Origin of the sequence: Acinetobacter parvus DSM 16617 = CIP 108168, from assembly GCF_000368025.1 — a bacterium.
Taxonomy (GTDB): domain Bacteria; phylum Pseudomonadota; class Gammaproteobacteria; order Pseudomonadales; family Moraxellaceae; genus Acinetobacter; species Acinetobacter parvus.
In genome coordinates, this window is the sequence record NZ_KB849212.1 from 112132 (window position 1) to 133835 (window position 21704).

The following is a 21704-nucleotide window of genomic DNA, read 5'->3' on the forward strand; positions in this document are numbered from 1 at the left end:
TAAACTATCGGATATTGATATGATCATCATGACCTATATATTTACTCAATATAATCATCAAATAGTGCAATCAAGTTAACCTAATATAAAAGCTTATTTTCAATAAAAAACACATCATAATACCCCCTTGCCTTTTAACCACAAAAATATTGAAGTTATTATTTAGAAGCAATTAATAGAAAAATAAACAAATCTTTTTTAAACAAGCTACTAATAAAAATATCTCCATCGAAAATAAAGTATAAAAATTCAAAAACCATTTAATAAAGTATCAATAGAGTTAAAATACATATAGCTTACTTTTAATTTTAAAGAGGAATACAAGAAATAATTTCTTGTATTCCTGTTATAAGATTGGGAGAACCAAGTTGATAATTTCACCCATTTCTTTGGATCTATTAATTTAAGTTTCGACTTTACTTATTTGAGCTTAGCCATTTGGTCGAGTCACAATCGGGAAAATTGAATCTGGACGTTTAAACATTGCAAAGAATTTTCCAATTTTCAGTGGATTACCTTTGACTTTACTGTCTTTAGAAAGCAGGACTTTTACCCCTTCTATTTGACCTGTAATCATTTTTAGATATAAGGGCTTGGTTAAGGTTAATGTAGGGCAATCCAATGCCAAATCTTTACTTTCATCATAACGCTTAAACTGCATGACTGAGTTTTCAACCCATAATGAAAAATGCTCTTTGGTATCCGACAAAACCAGATTGATACACTGGTTTTCATTTTTTAAATTTTCCACATCTAAATTTGTCGCCATAGCTTCAAGAAATCTTTCAGTTGGTGTATGAATCAATAAATCACTCGGATCAGAAGTATTTTGTAGGGGTACATTATTTTGTAGCTCTTGAGCGCCCACCAAAAAGAAATTACGCCAAGTTGAAGCCTCAGCAGCATAGCCCAATTGACGATAAGTATTCGCCAATAAGTCTTTTGCTTGTTGGTTTTGAGGGTTATTCAACACAATATGTTTTAAAATCTCGGCAGCCCATCTATAGTCAGCTTGAGCGTAGGCATCCCGCGCATTTTTCAATGCATTGTTCTCCCCACCTGCTAACTCAATATATTTTTTTGCAACAGCTTTAGGGGGTAATGGATCTAAATTGGAAGGATGGGCATCGAACCATCCCATATAATATTGGTATACTGCTTTTACATTATGTTTTAGGGTTCCATAATAGCCATGAGCATATAGTTTTTGATCAAGTGCCGCTGGAAGCTTAATTTTTTCGGCAATTTCAGCGCCATTAAAACCAGAGTTCATATATCTCACCGTCTGATCATGCGTGAACTTATAAACATCTCGCTGGGTTTTAATAAAATCTTGAATATTGTCATTGCCCCAGACAGGCCAATGATGCTGTGCAATCAATACATCGGATGCTTTGGCATGCTGCATTGCTTGGTCTAGATAGCCCACCCATTTTAAGGCATCACGGACTTTAGCACCCCGAAGGGTATAAAGATTATGCATGGTATGAGATAGAATTTCTGCGCCGTTATAAAGTTTCAATGATGGGATAGAGAACGTTAATTCTGCTGGTGCTTCTGAACCCGGCACGTTATAAAACACAAAATCCAAGCCATCAACCGTCATTTTCTGTTCTGGTTGAGTGATCAGTTGTGTAGGCTCAAGGATGCCCATTTTTCCCACAGCAACAGCCTTACCTAAACCTGTATCCACCAATCCTTCCGCATTTTTAGGTAGAAAAGTTCCATACATATAAGTCGCACGACGTATCATGGCTGAACCTGCCATCACATTTTCACTGGTCGCTTCTTCCATAAAGCCTTTTGGCGCAATAATTGGAGTTTTTCTAGCGTTAATTTCTTCGCTAGAAAGAACGCCTAATGCACCACCAAAATGATCGATATGGCTATGGGTAAAGATAATGGCTGAAATTTTTTGCTCACCTAAATGCTGTCTAGCAAATTTAAGTGCTGCTTCAGCCGTTTCTTTAGAGGTTAATGTATCCACAATAATCCAGCCAGTATCACCCTGAATGATGGTCATATTTGCCAAATCAAAACCACGAATTTGCCAAACTCGATCTGTTACTTTAAATAGCCCAACATTGTTGTTTAATTTTGCTTGTCGCCATAGAGTGGGATTAACGGTATTTGGTGCTTGATCTTGTAAAAAACTAAATGCATCAAAATCCCAGATAACATTGCCTTTCTCACTTTTAATTTGACCTGTTGGCTTGGCAATAAAGCCCTTTTGAGCCTGATTAAACTCAGTCATATCCTCTAAGTTATACTTCGCCTTATATGTATTATTTGATTCAATGACCGCTTTTTCTACTACAGTATTTGCTGCAAAAACAGAAAATGGCAGAATAAGCATCAATGAAACTGTTAAAAACTTAATTTTCATCTTCTTTCCTTTTTTTAAATATCCACTTTGTACACGACAAAAAAATATAACTCATTGAAATAATGGCATAATACTTGTTTTCTGACGACGAATATGATGACACATTTCAATGAGTTACATCTCATCTTAAACAAATATCTAAAGTGGAACAAGTCACATGTAAAATGTTTTACACTGATTATGATTGCATTAATTGTAAAACAGACATGTAATCTTTCTTCTGCATCTAAAGCCTTACCCATCAAGTGCTTACCACAATCATTTTATCGACGTATACAACGCTTCTTTGCAGGTCAGTATTTTGATTATCGTCAAATTTCTCAGTTAATTTTCAATATATTTTCATTCGACAAAGTGCAACTGACTTTAGATAGAACCAATTGGAAATGGGGAAAACGAGATATCAATATCTTGATGTTAGCCATCGTCTATCGTGGAATAGCGATACCTATTGTTTGGACATTGCTCAATAAACGTGGAAATTCAGATACAAAAGAGCGTATTGCTTTGATTCAACGCTTTATCTCTATTTTTGGTAAAGACCGTATTGTGAATGTGTTCGCAGACAGAGAATTTATCGGCGAGAAATGGTTTACATGGTTAATTGAAAATGACATTAACTTTTGTATACGTGTTAAAAAAACTTCATTGTGACCAATCACTTAGCCAAGAATCATAAAATTAGTGATTTATTTCGTCATCTTCAAGTTGGTCAAACTGAATGTCGTAAACGACGTATTTGGGTTGGTCGAGTGAAACTGTATATTAGTGCGCTACGATTAGAAGATGGAGAACTTTTACTTGTTGTTTCTCCTATGTTTAATGCTTCTGCTATTCGTGATTATGCATTACGCTGGGAAATCGAAACCTTATTTAGTTGTCTCAAAGGACGTGGATTCAATCTTGAAAATAATCGTTTAACAGACCCTAGACGAGTCAAGAAATTGATAGCAGTACTAGCTATCGGTTTCTGTTGGTGCTATTTAACAGGTGAATGGCAACATGATCGAAAAAAAGCGATAAAAATAAAGAAGCATGGACGACTTTCAGTAAGTTTATTTCGATACGGTTTGGACTATGTTCAAATGGCTATTCTACGTTTGATTGGTTTTGGAAAAAAAGAAGAATTTAAGAAAGTGCTCGCAATTTTAAGGAAGAAAAAGCCTGATAGGACAAGGACCCTATGAAATTTGTCGTGTACAGAGTTTCAACACAATTAAATCTGGATATAAATCCATTAGATTCTCGCATTTTTCTAGTGCAATATAAAATAGTTCTAGCCGTTTATTCATTAATCACTTCACCTGTTTTAAATTTTCTTTGTTTGGAACAAAATACTGTGTACCACCACCTTTTGCTGGATAAGGTTTATTCGGATCAGTCCATGTATCAACAATTTCTTTAGCTTTTGATTTAAGCACCTCTGTTTCCTTTACTGGAGCAAAAGTAATTGGCACTCTTCCTGCTGGGTTAATTCCTAAATGGTTTGCTGGAGTACCAACTGGTGCAAAATAATTGCCAATTCTACCATCTTTAATATGTTGCACATATTTTTCATCTATTTTCAATATCGAATAAAAGCGTTAGTAAGTTCAACATCATTTTTAATTGGTTTAATATTCACTGATATTTCCTCATTCTTATAGTGTCCTCCAATTCCCAATACCTAGAAACAGGAGGATAGACATCAATATAGCTATTCTAATTTACGAGTATTATTTCAGCTTTGAATAAAACTTATTCTTACTATCATACTGATAAGGTACAATTTTATTTACTTTAACCATCTGACTATTGTCGTTCAAATCCGTTCCCTGATATTGAATCTGGAATGGATAAAATGGTTGTCCATTTTTGTTAACTTTGATTGCTGAAGAATAGCCGTACTCTGGTTGTTCTGAAACTTTTCCTTCTTCGAACATTTGTTCAACAATATAGTCGTCTTCATTTAACAGAAGAAGTGACCACACGCTTTCCCCATAACCATTGCCGTAATAACCATCAATGGTATAGCTTCCTAGTGTATTGTTTCCAAAAGCTTGTAAGTTCTTTTTAAATTCTTGAGCATTCCATGAGGTTCGACCATATCCCTCTATACTTTCAATTCCCCCTTGGGCTGTTTTTGAAATCATTTGGAATTGTCCATTGTCCAATTTTTTAAAGAGATATAATTCCAAAGTGCCTCGTGTAGCATGTGAAGTTTCTATCCTCCCTTCGATTGCTAAAGTCACTTCCACAGGGACTAAATAACGGGCTTCCCCCTGCATATTCTGGTAAGTAATAATAGGCGCGATACTGATTACAGCATCAGTGAGATCATCCAAGTCGCTAGGCTTATTAACATAGTAGTATTTGCCACTTCCCCAGTAATCATCTTTTCCTCTTTCTCTGGATGATGTCACTTTATAAAAACTTCGAGCAACGGTATCTGTACTTAGGTTAGGGAGTACAACTTGCTTAAAGTTCTTAGGTTCAAGCTTGGATGTATCATAGTATTTAATGGCTGTTGTAGCTGTTTGTACTGATGTCGTTTGAACAGCATTGAGCTGCTGTGCTTTATTAGCCTGCAATACATTGTATAACTTGACCGCTTCAGGTTGTCCCTGCCGTGCAGCACTTTGCAACAAGGTAACGCCCTTTTTTGCATCCTGTGGTACACCATCCCCATTAAGATACATGACTGCTAATGCGTACTGTGAAGGAGCAAAACCATTCACTGCTGCCTTGGAAAACCATTCAGCCGCTTTTTTATGATCTACAGGTACACCTTTCTTTCCTAAGTAGTAAAGCATTCCCATATTATGGTGACTTTGATTATTATCTCCTTTGGTCACGACTTGTGACAGTACATAGTTCAGTCCTGCCGACAGGTTCACTTTCTTGGTTTCAGCAGATACTGTTGAACTGGTCATTACCATACTGTTAGCGACAGCAAGATGGAGTATTAATTTTTTCATCTGATTCTTATCCTTATTAATCATTCACATTAAACCAGTAGGAATATTCTTTAGGCTGACCATTCACCAAGACATTGCTGAGTTTGACGTCGTAGATCACATTCAGTTTCAAATCGTCAAAGCTAAACTGGATATGGTTAGGAACTCCGATATTTTCATAGCGGATATTACTGATTTTCTGTTTAACTCCACTACTTCGTTCAGTGACGACAACAGTAGCTTTGGCATAATCCACATTTCGATTGGCAAAGAAATTCTTTTGATCGGTTAAAACTGAAATCGAGAGAATTGAACCCGCCATATAATATTTGGCTGGATAGTTGTGGTAGGGATAGGCAATCACACCGAGTGGTGCAGTGGTTGGATTGTCGAAGGGATAAACCACTTTGTAGGACGTACCGACCACATAAGGGAATCGGGTATCTTTAAATGATGGCGCATTAACTGAACCATACGCCGATTTTTGTAAGAAAGGATTCAGCATCCAGAGGCGATGCCCCACATCTCCTGCAAACAGATTTAATTTGTCATGCACCATATTGGTAATGCTTTCGGCAGGTGAATAGTCATATTTATTCTGTCTTACCCCCATTTCCAAACTACTGGTCCTTGCACCTACCGCACCAATATCTGAATAGCAGTTTGTGTTTGATTCTGGGTAATGGGTCAAGATGTTGTTTGCAGCAAGAATCAGCGCCGTCTGCATCATCTCATCTTCATGGGCATAGTCGTATGTAATACTTGGCAGCCCATGCAAGGCACGAACCGTATTGATTTCATTTAAAAATTCATTTCTAAAATTTGCACTGAGCTTGCCTGCATAACAGTTGTTGATATCGGGTGCCTCGCTCATGGATGAAGCTTTAAATACATCAAAACTGATGGTCAGGCTCTCTGCTGCCAGTGTTTTGGTATCACCCTCCTGGGTGAGTTTAAGGGTACATGCCCCCGCACCAATCCCCTTGAGTTCTCCCAGACTATACGTACAGGTTGATGAAGAAAGGCTACTGATCGTGACAGGAAGTTTGGCACTTGATTCAGCATCCAGTGAATACACACTCTCCGTCAGGATATATTTGATTTTTAGTGGGGTAATGGTTTGCTTGAGCTTATTCACGCACACATTATTTTCTAGATATTGCTCAGCCGCACAACTCACATTGACGGTCATGCTGCTATTCAGTGCTAGAACTTTTGCCGTCCCTGCCTGTGTCAATACCAGATTACACTGACCGACTTTATGCGCTTTAAGTTCACCGCCACTTACACTACAGATGTTGGGTGTGTTACTGCTAAACGTTACTACTAGACCTTGATCTGTTTGCAGCGATAATGGATAGCGTTGACCTTGAATCAGCGTACTGAATGGTAGTGACTGAATATTCTGCACTACCTTGTTTTTACATACACCCTCTTCCAGATATTGGCTTTCAACACAGGTCACGGGCTTAGGGATTGGATTGCCATTATCTGGATTATCCGTTCCACCGCCATTGGATGAACTTGAATCTCCACCACACCCGACCATTGCTGTACTGATTGCCATCATTAGAACTGATGGCATGAACGATTTTGAAATCATCATGATTGACTGCCTTAAATTTTTATATTGTTGTTATTGATAATGATCCGCTGATAGTAGCTGACGGATTTCACTGGCCATTTGTGGACTACGCCAAGGAAATAGGACTTTTAGGCTGTAATTCGGTTTGAATGGATCTCGTGTGCCAATATTGACTTGAAACTCTCGTTTCATTGGTGTGCGATGAACTTGTTGATTGACATGTGTTCCCATCATTGGATTGCTGATCACAGTGGTCGTGGTTCTAAAGTTATCTTCGACTAAGTTGTAGTGTCCAACGGAGGTGATGTAATCAAAGGGATATTTCACGAGGCGTTGATCTGGCTGATCAAACAGGATAATGGTTTTATCTTGGCTGTTAATCCAAACACCACGGTTTTGATAATTAAAAGTTTCTCCTTGACGCTTCAGTTGTTCAGTCATCCCGTCAAAGTAGGTATTTCCATATTCATAAAGGTAGTAAAGAATCACAAACCAGAACAGGTCAAAGCCAAAGAAGATGTAACCGAAAGCACCAAAGGAGAAGATTTTGGCAACGATGAGAAAGATCACGATGGGTAAGATCACACATTTTATAAAGAGCTTAGATTTTTGTGGGCGGTGTTCAATGGGTATGATTTTGGGTTTGCTTAATTCAGTCATGGTTGTTTCCCACATGTTCAATGCAATACACAATCACCAGCAGATATAAAAAGGTTTATTTTTTATAGGCGTGACTTAGCCATCCACCGTTGGATTGTTCTTGTAAAAATGTTGTTTGAATACAGACGAATAATAAAAATTAGCCGTATCGCCTTCGTTGCAAAGCACAACAAGGTTGAACATGGGGTGAGGCACAAATTAGAAAAAATTGGTACAGCATGAGAAGCTCCTTGTGTTAAGAAGTTCTACCAATTACTGTCAAATAATGGTGGCAGAACGAAAGAGGGTTGACAGACTGGAACACAAGAATCCAGCACGTCCGAAGACGTCCCCCTCCCGTTCCACCGCAGAGGGGCACGAGGGGATAAACACTAAAAGACAAGTCCTTTAATGCTCTTGTGTTGGACGGTCTGTCAAAACCGACTGGCAATGTAGGCCAGCGAGCCCATATTAATTTTATCCAGCGCTTTAGTCAATTTTACAAAGCACTAAAATCTATACATTTAGATTCGCCAAATGTAATCGCATTAAGTCTTTGATTTTTCCCATAAGGTCAAATTACTCCGATCGATCGGCTCATTTTGCTTTGATGGATGAGGCTAAAATGGACTGTTGTTCTCTATTAAAATAAAACAATAAAATAAAGAATTAAATCAGGCGCAGCTCAGCTGTTAAATTTGAAGCATTGAGATGAATCAATGCCTAATGAGCTGTTAATGAGAAGAATGAAATTTACAAAGGCTGATTTAAAGAGAGCAAACTGAAGTTCCCTCTTCTTCAGTAATATCCTATTAAATGCGATAGAATAAATAATCAGCAAAGCTCAGCGGGTCGATTGAATGAACTCAGCCAGTACAACAATGGTTTTAGCAGAAGCCGTCTTGAAAACCGCGAATTTACTTGGTCTTGGTAATACTCAACTGGCTACTGTGATGGGTCTCGATCTCATGTCGATGAACCAAATCGAATTCTCAGCTGTATTAGAACCCGCATCCCCACAAGGTGAATATGGATTATTACTGATTCGCCTTTATCAAAGCTTATCTACGTTAACGGGCGGTGATTCTGAATGGATTGATTATTTTATGAATGCATTCAATACCGCAACCGATGGTATCCCGATTCAGCAAATTCAGAACAGAAAAGGCTTAGAGAAAGTCTTAACGGTAGTTGAAGCCCTGAACAATCGATGATTTATTTAACTCATTCTTTTAGCGAATCAACCTCGATTTGATGGATTAGAAATTCTGATCATCATTTTCATCACTTCCGTTAAAAACACAGCAAAGATTAAAATTTGTGCTCAACACATCGCCATAAACATGATTCACAATCAAATTCCCAGCCGTCAAAAATTTAAAATATCTCCAGCAGAATCAATCAATTAATTAATGTTAAGATATGTAAAAAGATCCAATAACAGCGTTGACAGCTCAAGCGATACCCAGTTAAGCTAACTCTACACAGCAAAATCTGTGTTCAGGCGTAGGAAACCTGATATTATCTAGGTGCAAATAAATGTCGCACTTGCGGCTATTTTTTTGTCTACTGTTTAGCAGTCGTTATGGCAGTTTGACAGGACAACCGTAAGGTTGGCTGAGCCTAGATTCAGTATTTCCTACTCCTGTTAAGCTGCCACCATCATCGTAGGAAAATGATGGCGGTAAGTAATTAAACTTATCTAGGATTACTGCTATGAACGCAATTCTTCATGGTGCAAACACTTGCACACCTAAACAACAAGCCTCGCAACTGATTGTTGAACTTGGCAAAACTATTTCAAATCCTCAGCGTCAAACACTCGCCAATCTTTATATTGCTGTTGACACTGCAAACTCCCTGCTCAACGAGCTTGAACAAGCCCATCAAATTATTCGTCAATGCATGCATGAAATGACTGATGAACAAATTCTTGAAGTTGCAAAGCTCAATCAAAATAACAATTTATCGTCGCTCTGGGCATTTCGTACACATCAACGTCACAAGATGATTGAACGTGCACAACGTGTGCTACGTGGAGCGAATCATGTCCAAGGCCAATAAGAATAATAACCTCCTGATTTCTGGAGACTATCCTCTCATTGCTTCGCCAACGCTTGCAAAAGCGTTTGGCGTGGCTGCCGCCAATTTTTTACAGAAGCTGCATTACTTTTTAGAAAATAACGAAGGAAAAACCTTTAATGGAAAAAAATATTGGTTCCATAGTTATGAACAGTGGCAAAGCACGCTTGGCGTGTATAGCATCTCAACAATCAAACGAATTGTTGCAAAGTTAAAGCGAGCTGGGATTCTTGTGATTGAAAAGTTAGCACAAAATAAATGGCTACAAACCAATTTCTATACGATTAACTATAAGAAACTCAAACAATTCATCAAAGTCGACAGTCAACAAGATCATCAGGCTAAAGTGAAATCACCCATTTTTGCTCCAGTCGCTGCACCCAGCTTGCAGAAGCCAGCACCAGCACATACTATTCAACCGAGTGCACTAATTAATTCGATTCAACAGGCATTTCAAAATATCAAGGTTAGATCAAATAAATTTGAACCAACATTAAAAGTGGCAAAGGAATCCCTTATAAGCCCCGACTTTGTCACGCGTGAATCTTATTCAATAGTTGGATTAAGCCAACCACTCCACCCTGCGGCATCCAAGGAAATATTAAAAAATATGGATATGGACTACCGCTGCTTTTATCAAGCACTGCGGCAACAACGGGTAGATATTGATTATGATGATCAGCGTATTCAACAACTGTTAAAGTATCAGAAGCGAATTCTTCAACATATTGTATATATCAAACAAAATTTTGCAGGACATGAGCGTTATCAATGGCATACGCTGGAACAATTACAGATGGAAAACTATTTTAAGAAATAGGTCAAATTGCGCTAATACCAATTCAGTTGATCCGTCCATAGAAAGTATATAGACAGATCAACTAATTTAATTAAAGACTGAAGAAGGAATAATACATTCCATTGAGTTTGCTTGTGAGCAGTCATCATCTTTGGTTTATTAATGAGGATATTAGAAGTAGGACTTACGCAAAGACGACCGAAGGCGAGTTATCTTAATCAATTTTTGAGCTTACAAGCAGGGGTTACGATGAAAATTTTTTGGTTTATACCGACACATGGCGACAGTCGTTATTTAGGCACGAGTAAAGGGGCAAGAACCGTTGACCATACCTATATGAAGCAAATTGCAGTGGCAGCCGATAACCTTGGCTATGAGGGCGTGTTGATTCCGACAGGTCGCTCATGTGAAGACCCTTGGTTGGTCGCCGCTAGTCTCATTGATGCGACCACTCGCTTAAAGTTTTTGGTGGCATTACGCCCTGGGGTGACGACACCCGCGCTTGCTGCTCGCATGACAGGCACCTTTGATCGATTATCAAATGGTCGATTGCTGCTTAATCTGGTCACAGGCGGCGATGAACAAGAGCTTAAAGGCGATGGCATCTTTGAAGACCACGCGACGCGTTATCAGACAGCCAGTGAATACACCACGATTTGGCGAGAGATTTTGACTCGCTCGCACACAGGCGAATCCTTTACTTTTAACGGTGAACGCTTGCAAGTAGAAGATGCTAAATTGCTGTACCCCCCTCTACAACAGCCATATCCGCCCTTGTGGTTTGGCGGTTCATCTGAGGCGGCGCAAACACTGGCTGCCGAACAAGTTGACAGTTATTTGACGTGGGGTGAGCCGCCTGCCGCCGTCAAAGAGAAGATTGAGCAGCTTAAAACCAAAGCCGCTGCCAAAGGTCGTACATTAAGCTATGGTATTCGTCTGCACGTGATTGTGCGTGAAACCAATGAAGCCGCTTGGCAAGCCGCTGATGAATTATTGAGTCATGTGAATGACGACACCATTGCCGCTGCCCAAGCCAAATTTGCCCAAATGGACTCGGTGGGACAACAACGTATGGCAGCCTTGCATGGCGGTCGCCGTGATAACTTAGAAATTTCGCCCAACTTATGGGCAGGGATTGGACTGGTACGTGGTGGCGCAGGCACCGCACTGCTGGGCGACCCACAAACTGTTGCCGCGCGTATTCAAGAGTATGCCGATTTGGGCATTGATAACTTTATTTTTTCAGGCTATCCACACTTAGAAGAGGCGTATCGGTTTGCTGAATTGGTTTTCCCATTATTACCGATAGACACCCAAAACACCTTGGTCAAGCCAAATTTGACAGGACCGTTTGGTGAGATTGTCGCTAATAACTATGCACCACCGCAACAAACCCGTGACACTGCAACCCCAAAAACACCTACCACTGCTGCACCTAAACACGCCATCGCCTCTTAAATTCATCTTAAAGACATATTAAAGGCGTCTTCAATGCTTGTGATAAAACGTGCTAATTAAAGCACGTTTTTCGCTTCGTCTATACCTATCATTAGACACCTATCATCCGACAGGGTGTGTGGAATCCACCCTAGCCATGATAAACATCTTTTAACTGATAAACCTTTTAACTGATAGACTTTGTTTTAAAAAGTGGTAGCCAGTTATACGGTGAGATTAGACCAGCAAGCTACTTTGCTAAAGTTAATCATCAAGGTGTCAATATCCCAACTTTTTTAGCAAATGCAACACAGGAAAAATGACTTCTCTATAGCTAGGTTATATTCGGGATGTAAATAACCTATTGATAGTAATGAAAATTTTTTTAAGCCAACACTGTTAGTTTTACGGTCTCTAGTATGTCATTTTTTAATCAATAGTTTAGTTTTGTAATTTTATGGGTGATAAAAGTTATTTTAACGCTTTTTGCTTTTTGCGGCTTATATAATAAAAAAGATTTAAATTTTAAATCATAAAACAATGGGATAAATAAATTTAAATCATACACTTCAATTAATGATCAACTAACTATAAGGGCAATAAATATGACCACTGAAAACAATGAAAAACTTTCTTTATTAGACGATGTGGTATTAAAAGCCCAAATGCTCATGGCAAATCTAAAAGAGGGCGCTAATGATGGCTATGACCATTCTGTCACCAGTGCCGGTGAAAAGGGCTTAAAATCAGGCAAAGTGTCTGAACTCACCGCCATCGCCCCCTTAACCAAAGATGGGGCAGCTCGTATCAAACGAATTTTAGAAATCACCAAAGGCAATCTTGCAGGGGCGACCAATGTAGGCACCTTGCATGATTTGCGGTTGGTGTTTTTAGACAATGACACCAAGCTACTGTTTTGTACCGCCTATGATGGCGATTGGGACGCCTACATCAATGACTTTGCTACCAAAATTCCAGAACTCATGGACTTGATTTTTGGCAATGTAGAGGGTTGGCCTGGGATTAAAAGCCCGACTGTCAAGCAATTTATCCTTGACCATCAGATTACCGCTACCGGTTGGTATGTAGGTGTACCGCATCTGACGGTTCGTGATATTGCGCGTAATGACAAAATCGTGCGTGGCATCAATAAAGCCATTGAACAAGCCCAATAAGCCCGCTTAGAACCTGTATTCACCCTATCACGTTTATCAGCGTACTATTCTAACCGTACTCTGAACGGGCAAGCTTTAGGTTAAAATTTCGATACAAAAGCGATTTGTTCAGTGATTTTACCATAAGCGGTATTTTTTAGCGTGTTGCATTGTGAACAGGTTCTTAGCATCAAATTTTTAAAATTCCCTGCTAGGAACGACCATGAATAACGACAACCCAGCGAATGAAAGCCTACTTGGCAAATTAAAAACCCATCTACAAGATGGTATCGAGCATGGCATAGAGGCCATTAAAGACAAATTTGAACACAGCGATATACCCGCTGAAAAAGGCAGTGTCAAAGAACGGGTACACGAAGCGAAACAAAAAATCGGCACGCAGCTGCACAGCGTCATGACACGGGCAACGAACGCTATCTATCCCAATATCGCCACGATGGAGCTTGAGGATATTCAAGCTATTATTTTGCATGACCGCCCTGCGCCTTACTACGGCACGCTTGTCGCGCTAAAAGTCAATGACAGCAACGCAGGTCGTGAATTATTAAAAGCGGTATTACCAAACGTCAAAGGCTCAAAAAATTTCCAAAAAGATATGGATGCCAATTTGACCATTGTGATGACGTATAAGGGGCTAAAAGCTTTAGGCTTACCGCAAAGCTCGCTTGATTCTTTCCCAGAAAATTTCAAAGCAGGTATGGCAGGCCGCTCCGATATCTTGGGTGACAAAGGTGACAATGACCCGAGTAACTGGCTTGCGCCATTTGGTGATAAAGGCGATATTCATATTTGCGGCGCGGTGATTGCCAATAGCCAAGAAAAATGGCAAGCCAAACTTGCCGAACTTAAACAGGCGTTTGCCCCTTATCTAGATACCAGCCGTAACGCGATCGAAATCTTGGTGGAACATGATTTTGGCGTAGATGGTGACGTCAAAAACGTGTTTGGTTATCGCGATGGCATCAGTAACCCAGAAGTGGATGGCAGTGGTATCAGCCTTGAAAATAACACCGAACGTCCGATTGCGGCGGGTGAATTTGTGTTAGGTTATAAAGGTGAAGCGGGCGTGGTACCCCCCATGCCACAGCCTGAAGTATTGGGAAAAAACGGCTCATTTATGGTACTGCGAAAATACCGCAGTAATGTCGCTGACTTTCACCGCTATTGCCTTGAACAAAGCGACAATGACCCAGCTAAAGCCGATAAATTGGGGGCAAAAATGTTTGGCCGCTGGCGTTCGGGTGCCCCCATCACCCTAAGCCCAGACCATGATGATGAAGCCCTCGGTAAAGACAATGTAGCAAACAATAAATTTGACTACACGGACGATCCCTATGGCAAAGGCTGCCCATTTGGTGCCCATGCTCGCCGTATGAACCCCCGTAATACCAAAGACTTTATTCTAAGCGATGTGCGTCTTCACCGTATCATCCGCCGTAGCGTATCGTATGGCGATATCGTGCCGCCCAACGTGACCCAAGACGATGGTCAAGAGCGGGGTCTATTTTTTATCGGTATCAACGCGCATGCCATGGACACGCTTGAGTTTTTGCAAAGTCAATGGATTAATGACGGTAACTTTATGAACCTTGGGGAAGAGCGTGACCCAATGCTAGGCGTACACGCAGGTAGTGACGCTGATAGCGATGTGTTCACCGTACCCGATGAGCCAATTCGTAAGCGTCATACCAATATTTTGCAATTTAATACCCTACAAGGCGGTGAATATCTTTTTGTACCGAGCTTGTCGGCACTTAAATGGATTAGTGAGCTTAACGAAAATTCATATTAGTGTAAAACTAAATAAAAAAGGTTAGGCGTTTTTAGTACTGCTAACCTTATAAAATAATGAAAATAACAGAGGACAATCATCATGTTAAATAAATTATTCGGTGGTCGTTATGCCAAGTTTGACCCAGCCATCGACCAGCTTACGAGCGACGATGAAAAAGCCATCGACCAAATCACCGCAGATATTCGTGACTATATCGGCAAATCAGACACGGTTAGCAAAATCAATTATCACACCCGAGATGCCCACGCTAAAGGCTACTGTGCATTAAAAGCCAACTTTGAGATTTTACCAAAACTGCCCAAAGAATATGCCCAAGGTATCTATGCCAAACCCGCTCGTCATGAAGCAGTGATTCGTTTTTCTAACGGCTCATCTCGTGTGGCTGCCGACAACAAGTTGGGGCTTTCTCAAGGGTTGGCGATTAAAGTCTTTGGTGTCAAAGGCGACAAATTACTGCCAGATGAGCCAGATAGCCCAAACTTTGACTACAATCTGATTAATTTCCCTATTTTCTTTTGTAATACTATCCAAGACTATAGTTATATTTCACGGTTATTTTTACAATTAAATGATTATTTTGCCAAAGGGGCGAAAGGTCAAGCCAAGTTTGCCTTTGACTGGCTTACCCAAAATGGCAAAAAACTGCCATCCAAAGAATCTCTTAAGACTTTTAGGGCTTTTAGTAAGTTTAAAACCATCAAACCGCAAAATACCTTGTTATACAGTTTTTATTCACAAGGGGCGGTGCGTCATGGCGACTATATGGCAAAAATCCGTGTCGCCCCGACCAAAGCGTCACAAGCCAAAATCAAACGCCGTGAGCTAGATGTCAACGCCACTAGCGAGGCGATTCGTCCTCTAATTTTACAAGAAATCCGTGAGCATGATTATGAGTTTGATGTGCAAATCCAGTTGTGCCGTAACTTAAAAGACCAACCCATCAATGATTTGACCAAAGAATGGGATGAAAAAGACGCCCCGTTTGTGACAGTGGCAAAACTTACCATCCCTTGCCAAGATGTGCCGGATGACGGCAACTTTGACATTATGGAGCATTTGTCATTTACCCCGTTTCGCTGTATTGAAGCCAACCGTCCGATTGGTAATTTGCAACATGCGCGACTGCGTGCTTATCAAACCGCCTCAACCACTCGCCATCGTTTAAATCATAAAAAACGTGCCGAGCCAATCAATCTAAAACAGGCATTTGATAAAGATTTTTATAACCTTTAAATTTGGCAAAAAACCAGTAGCGGGGCGGTTATGGGGGCATTGTTTGGGGTAAAATTTCACCCATTGGGTGAAAAACTACATCGCCCTCAATCATTCAACAACCGTTAGCCTGTGACTGGGCTAACGGTTTTTTACCTTTTTACGCCATTAAACTTATTTCATTAAACTTAAGCTATTAAACATAGTGATTAGCAAATACGATAATACCAAAAATAAAGTTGCGTATTTGCCAATCAATCTAGGAGTATTGTATGTCAGAGTCGAATCCTCTTGTTAATTTTACCCATATCACAGTCGCAGGCAGTGGTGTTTTGGGCTATCAAATCGCCGTACAAGCGGCGTTTCATGGTTTTAAAGTCGTTGTGTATGATATCAATGATGAGGTGCTCAATAAAGCCAAAACCAAATTTGCCGATATCGCCAAACGTCATCAGGATGATTTGGGTGAAACAAGCGAACAAGCCAAACAGGCTGAACAAAACTTGCGCTATAGCTCAGACTTAAGCGCCGCCTTAAAAGACGCAGACTTGTTGATTGAAGCAGTGCCTGAAGATGTCGCCATCAAAAAAGATTTTTATCAAAAAGCCTCAGCAGCCGCACCCGAAAAAACCGTATTTGTCAGTAACTCATCTACCATGTTGCCCAGTGATTTGGTCAAATTTACCGACCGTCCTGCTAAGTTTTTGATGATGCATTTTGCCAATGAGATTTGGAAGCGCAATCTTGCCGAAATTATGTCGCATGCCGATACTGACCCTAATGTATTTGATGCGGTGACCGCGTTTGCCAAACAAATCGGCATGGTGCCTATTATCGTCAACAAAGAAACCTCGGGCTATGTACTAAATTCACTACTCAATCCTTGGTTAAATGCAGGGATGCAGCTGTATATCCAAGGCATTGCTGACATTCAAACCATCGACAAAACTTGGATGCTTGGCACAGGCTCGCCGATGGGACCATTTGCTTTTTATGATATGCTGGGGCTGACTACCCCTTACAATATTTACAAGCTCGCTGTGGCTAAGGGCAAACAACAAGACCAAGCGGTCGTTGATATGCTCAAAAAAGAGTACATCGAGAAAAATAAACTGGGCGTGCCAACGGGCGAAGGATTTTATCAATACCCCAATCCCGCCTTTAAAAATCCTGACTTTTTAAAACCACCCAAAGCGGATTTATCCAAAGTACCCTATAAAAATATTACCGTGGCAGGTAGTGGCGTATTGGGCAACCAAATTGCGGTGCAATGTGCGTTTCATGGGTTTAATGTGACTATTTATGATATTAACGATGACGCGATTGCTAAGGCGAAAACCCGCTTTACCGACCTTGCCAATCAGCATCAGCATGACCTAGGTGAAACCGATGCCCAAGTGGCAGCAGCTAGCAAAAATTTAGCTTATACCACGGACTTGAATGAGGCGTTAAAAGATGCAGACCTATTGATTGAAGCGGTGCCAGAAAGCTTAGATATCAAACAAGATTTTTATCAAAAAGCCTCAGCTGCCGCCCCTGCCAAAACCGTGTTTGCCAGTAACTCATCGACGCTATTGCCAAGCGTGTTATCGACCTTTACTAACCGTCCAGAAAAATTCTTGATGCTGCATTTTGCCAATCATATCCATATCCGTAATACGGTGGAGTTGATGGCGGCCCCAAGCTGCGACCCACAAGTCTATGCTGACGTCATCGAATTTGCCAAAGCCATTGCCATGTTACCGATAGCGGTGAAAAAAGAACAATCGGGCTATGTGCTTGATAGCTTATTGATTCCGTTATTGGTAGCGGGGTTAAAACTGTGGGCAAACGGCGTTGCTGATGCCGCTACCATTGATAAAACGTGGATGATAGCCACGGGTTCACCCTTTGGACCGATGGCGATTTTGGATAAAAATGGCATGAGAACCAACTACAACATCTTTAATGAACTGGCAAAAACGGACCCTTCTTTGCAGCAGCCCGCTGAAAAGCTTAAAGCAGAACTGGTCGATACCAACAAACTGGGTGAAGCCACGGGTGAGGGGTTCTATCAATATCCTAACCCAGCTTATTTAGCGAAAGATTTTTTAAGCTTATCTGACTAAACTGCGTTTGGCAGAGGAGAATAAAAAAGGGTGAATTTGCTAACTTGACGTATCTACCGTTGCCACTACCGACATGCCTGGCATCAATTCATTCAGACGACTTTGGTTGCCATCGATGTCGATGCGTACAGAAATGCGCTGTACCACTTTGGTAAAATTACCGGTGGCATTGTCGGTTTTAATGACACTAAATTCTGACCCTGTTGCGGGGGAGATGCTTTTGACTACCCCCGTAAATTTTTGTTTGCCTAGGGCATCGACAGTAAACCACGCTTTTTGCCCGATTTTCATTTTATCAATTTGGGTTTCTTTAAAATTGGCAATGACCCACATCGATTTTGGAATGAGGTAAACCAACTGCGTGCCTTGTGTCACCAACTGACCGGTACGGATATTGATTTGCCCTAATTTACCTGAGGTCGGGGCGGTGATTAAGCCATACTCTTGGTTGGTATTGGCTTGATTTAGCTGTGCATTGGCGCTTTTAATCTGTGCCACCAAACCAATTTTTGCCACTTCCGCGGTCTTTTGACCTTCGCGGGCGACATTGACACTGGCGATTGCTTGGCTCAACAGTGCTTCATTGTTTTTAACTGCCGCTTTGGCAGTATCGACTTCATTTTGTGACACGGCGCCAACACCGACCAAGGATTCAAGTCGTTTAAGCTGTTGGATAGACAATGCTAGCTGGGTTTTAACTTGTGCTACTTTTGCCTGCGCGGCTTTGACATCGGCTTTGCGCTGCTCGATGATTTGTTGCTGGTTGGCTAAATTGGTGGTCGCTTGTTCCAGCCCTGATTGCGCTTGTACTACTTGCTGTGAGTAGTTAGCACTGCTGACTTTAACTAACGGCTGACCTTGTTTGACGTCCTCAAAATCGGTGACGTAGACTTTTTCGATATAACCATTAATTTGTGCCGACAATAGGGTGATATTGCCTTTGACATAACTGTTTTCGGTTTGTTGCAGTGGCGTATTAAACGGACCCAAATGCCATGCCCATAAAATCACCCCAACACCGAGCAAAACACCACCAACATGATAATTAAGGTAAGCGCCCTAGGGTTGATAATCTTTTCAGGCGCCTGTGTGGGTTTATTATCGCTGTCATCAGCTGGCGCATCATTCTGGGTTGTTGGTTCACTACTCATGAGTTGGGTTTTCCGTAAGCATTTTATTGTTGATTAAATTTTATTTATCACTGAAGTTACGCACCGCTAATAGCCTTAAGCTGGGCAAAAGCCGACTGATTAGCGGAAATTAGTAACTTCGTACGCAAAGCGAAATGATTTAACTTGGTTTTGATCTTCAAACACTCAAGCTTAAACACCGCATACGTGGCTTAAAACATATGATTAAACCGAGCCCTTTGGCTATGAGCAGGCGACTTACCCAAATTGGCATTTTGCTTTAACGACTTATGATACACTTCAACCTGCCATCGTTTTTGATAGCCGTTGATAAATTTATCCTTGTCGCATTGCAAATCTGAGCATACTAGATATAACACCCCTGTAGAACCGTCCTTGTTTGTAAAGACTCGGCGTAATAACAAGACTTCATCATGATAGTCATTTAAAAAGCCGTGAACAGGGGTATTATCGGGTAGATTAGATTCATCAATACGTACAAAGTTACCTTTTTCTCTATCATCCGGGGTTAAAGCCACCAAGCGATTTGACTTTAACGCAAAGATGAAATGCTTGTTAGCTTTACGAATATGTTTGAATGTTGCTTTGGCTGAAAACCAAGAATCGGCTAATACATAGTCGAATTTGACTTGGTTTTTGATTGCCCTATCAAACATATCAAGCAGTCGCTGATTTTTGGTTTTATCACTTTTACGTTTAACCTTGCCTTTGTCATCGGTAAAGACATTGGGTTTGGTGATGATGTCAAAGCTTAAGGGTATGTCGATATCTTTGCGATGATACAGACAGTTAAGCAGGTTAATGCCTTTGACATTTTTGTTTTGGGTGTGGTCGTAGTGCCAGCAGTTGATGTCGTCGACGCTTGTGTGCGGTTTGGGCTGTATGGTGTCATCAAAGATGAGATAGCCGATGGCATTGGGTGTGGCATTTTCATGCTGTCTTAGCATGGGTTTAATCAGTTGCCATTGTTCTTTGGCGGTGAGTGTTTCACTGTTTAGAAAGCGGGTGATGCTGTCATGGTAGATGCTCCCTTGTAGTAGATTGGCAAGTCCTGTGGCGGTGGTTTGCCCAAAACTTGCGATGAGGTAGTCGCTGTAGAGTTCTATCATGTCTTTGTTCATTTGTTTACTCTCGCTGACTACTTTTTTTGTTATGATAGCGCTTTTTTAAAGGGCTGCGTAACTTCAGTTAGAAGTCAAAATCAAATTTTTTAGATTGATCAAGTTGTGGCTTATTCTGGTTTTCCTGTTCACGTTTTTTAGCCAACGCTAGCTCATACTCTTTTTTATAAAGTTCATACAGATTATTTTGACGAATTTCCCGAATGTTCTTTCTATATTCTGCTACCTTGTTTTGATCTTCAGGATCAGTGCTATAGAGTAATGACCTTGGAATTTGTGGGACTGTTTTTAAATTGGTTCCATGTTTTTTATTATAATCTTCATTAGATAAGCACGATACTGCACTGCTCACTTCGATTTCCATACCATGAATTTCTATAATTTTTGTGGGTGCATATTTTTCTAAAAATTCATTTATTATTTTTTCAGTTTGTGTTCGGTAGTGAAATAATATATTACGACCAAATCCAAGCACATCCGCAGTAATTTTTAATGCGCCTCCTTTTTCAGGATTTTTTTGACGATATTGCTTAAAGAATTGCTCTGGGGAACGTTGAATATTATCCAACATATTTTTTTCTGAAAATAATAAATGTAAATGTGGCTGTTCTGACTGCTCATCGAGCGCAGCCACATGATTATGAATTGCGATTGTTGATGGCATTTTATATTGACCACAGAACTCATACATCAGTCTCTCAGATAATTCGATACATTTATTTCTATCCAGTTCTTTTGGCAAAGCGATTGTAATATGTGATGAGGTTCGTCTAGTCTCACTTGTATATTGATCTGCTGCATACCAAAAATTTTCAGGATTATTTTCAGACCAAATCGGCATATTATAAGATGCACAATATTCAAGCTCTTCAATGTCACTTTTATGCTTTGAAAAATATAAAGTACGCGTAATATAGTGATATGCACTTTTTGAGAGTCGATACTTTGAATCACCATCACTCAATTTTATTTGACTATCACCTTTAACGTTATGACTTAAATGAAAATAATACATTTTTACTTCCGATATTAATTTAATTGGAATATCGGATCCTACAAAATTTTAAAAATTCATGATTCGTTTCGTGAAGAAAAATGAAAAAAAATATTTTTTCAATTAAAACGCATGAGCAATACCACTCCCATAGTTTCAATTTATATAATAAAAACAATAATTTAGTTGTGTGTTTTTTATATGTAGAAACAGTAAATCTAAAACATGAGTAACGCATAAATTATATAATAATCAATTGCTTAAAACTAAAAGTGCTGCGCAGC

At 40.2% G+C, this 21704-nt stretch carries 15 protein-coding genes and 2 pseudogenes; 9 read left to right on the forward strand and 8 right to left on the reverse strand.

Annotated features, from left to right (window positions below; translation table 11 throughout):
* Positions 1-430: 430 nt before the first annotated feature.
* Positions 431-2386: an alkyl/aryl-sulfatase gene (locus F988_RS06945; protein ID WP_000693745.1), complete on the reverse strand. Its 1956-nt coding sequence runs from the start codon at positions 2384-2386 to the stop codon at positions 431-433.
* A gap of 96 nt (positions 2387-2482) precedes the next feature.
* On the opposite strand from F988_RS06945, the gene F988_RS15095 reads away from it, so the two are divergent.
* A protein-coding gene (locus tag F988_RS15095) for an IS4-like element ISAba33 family transposase (protein WP_141629351.1) occupies positions 2483-3573 on the forward strand; the annotation gives its coding sequence in 2 pieces (ribosomal slippage) (positions 2483-3023 and positions 3023-3573; 1092 coding nt in all).
* A 108-nt stretch (positions 3574-3681) separates the two neighbouring features.
* Here F988_RS15095 and F988_RS06960 read toward each other — a convergent pair.
* The 4 genes from F988_RS06960 to F988_RS06975 all read right to left on the reverse strand — a co-directional run bounded on the left by F988_RS06960 (position 3682) and on the right by F988_RS06975 (position 7567).
* Entirely contained in the window at positions 3682-3933 is a 252-nt protein-coding gene (locus tag F988_RS06960) for a polymorphic toxin type 46 domain-containing protein (RefSeq protein ID WP_010589574.1), read from the reverse strand.
* Between the two features lie 168 nt (positions 3934-4101).
* Positions 4102-5343: a tetratricopeptide repeat protein gene (locus tag F988_RS06965; protein WP_004682117.1), complete on the reverse strand. Its 1242-nt coding sequence runs from the start codon at positions 5341-5343 to the stop codon at positions 4102-4104.
* Between the two features lie 16 nt (positions 5344-5359).
* Positions 5360-6928, reverse strand: coding sequence for a CAP domain-containing protein (locus F988_RS06970; protein WP_004682118.1), 1569 nt, complete (start codon positions 6926-6928; stop codon positions 5360-5362).
* Positions 6929-6958: 30 nt separating this feature from the next.
* Positions 6959-7567: a sortase family protein gene (locus F988_RS06975; RefSeq protein WP_004682119.1), complete on the reverse strand. Its 609-nt coding sequence runs from the start codon at positions 7565-7567 to the stop codon at positions 6959-6961.
* 839 nt (positions 7568-8406) lie between these two features.
* On the opposite strand from F988_RS06975, the gene F988_RS06980 reads away from it, so the two are divergent.
* The 8 genes from F988_RS06980 to F988_RS07015 all read left to right on the forward strand — a co-directional run bounded on the left by F988_RS06980 (position 8407) and on the right by F988_RS07015 (position 18154).
* The gene (locus tag F988_RS06980) at positions 8407-8760 is read left to right on the forward strand and encodes a hypothetical protein (protein WP_004682121.1); all 354 of its coding nucleotides are present in this window, start codon (positions 8407-8409) and stop codon (positions 8758-8760) included.
* Between the two features lie 502 nt (positions 8761-9262).
* Positions 9263-9610: a hypothetical protein gene (locus F988_RS06985; protein ID WP_004682123.1), complete on the forward strand. Its 348-nt coding sequence runs from the start codon at positions 9263-9265 to the stop codon at positions 9608-9610.
* Positions 9594-10448, forward strand: coding sequence for a hypothetical protein (locus F988_RS06990; RefSeq protein ID WP_004682125.1), 855 nt, complete (start codon positions 9594-9596; stop codon positions 10446-10448). Before F988_RS06985 ends, F988_RS06990 begins: the two co-directional genes overlap by 17 nt.
* A 228-nt stretch (positions 10449-10676) precedes the next feature.
* Positions 10677-11885, forward strand: coding sequence for an FMNH2-dependent alkanesulfonate monooxygenase (ssuD, locus tag F988_RS06995; protein ID WP_004682126.1), 1209 nt, complete (start codon positions 10677-10679; stop codon positions 11883-11885).
* A gap of 584 nt (positions 11886-12469) precedes the next feature.
* A complete protein-coding gene (locus tag F988_RS07000; protein ID WP_004675247.1) occupies positions 12470-13039 on the forward strand; it encodes a hypothetical protein in 570 nt (189 codons plus the stop codon).
* Between the two features lie 202 nt (positions 13040-13241).
* Positions 13242-14831: a Dyp-type peroxidase gene (locus tag F988_RS07005; protein WP_004682128.1), complete on the forward strand. Its 1590-nt coding sequence runs from the start codon at positions 13242-13244 to the stop codon at positions 14829-14831.
* A gap of 81 nt (positions 14832-14912) precedes the next feature.
* Positions 14913-16067: a catalase family protein gene (locus tag F988_RS07010; RefSeq protein WP_004682130.1), complete on the forward strand. Its 1155-nt coding sequence runs from the start codon at positions 14913-14915 to the stop codon at positions 16065-16067.
* Between the two features lie 251 nt (positions 16068-16318).
* The gene (locus tag F988_RS07015; RefSeq protein WP_004682132.1) at positions 16319-18154 is read left to right on the forward strand and encodes a 3-hydroxyacyl-CoA dehydrogenase; all 1836 of its coding nucleotides are present in this window, start codon (positions 16319-16321) and stop codon (positions 18152-18154) included.
* A gap of 39 nt (positions 18155-18193) precedes the next feature.
* Here F988_RS07015 and F988_RS07020 read toward each other — a convergent pair.
* The 3 genes and pseudogenes from F988_RS07020 to F988_RS07030 form a co-directional block, all read right to left on the reverse strand.
* Positions 18194-19305 (reverse strand): annotated as a pseudogene (locus F988_RS07020) (HlyD family secretion protein).
* 56 nt (positions 19306-19361) lie between these two features.
* Positions 19362-20426: pseudogene (locus tag F988_RS07025) on the reverse strand (IS701 family transposase).
* 67 nt (positions 20427-20493) lie between these two features.
* Positions 20494-21441: a MobA/MobL family protein gene (locus tag F988_RS07030; RefSeq protein ID WP_004682139.1), complete on the reverse strand. Its 948-nt coding sequence runs from the start codon at positions 21439-21441 to the stop codon at positions 20494-20496.
* Between the last annotated feature and the right edge of the window lie 263 nt (positions 21442-21704).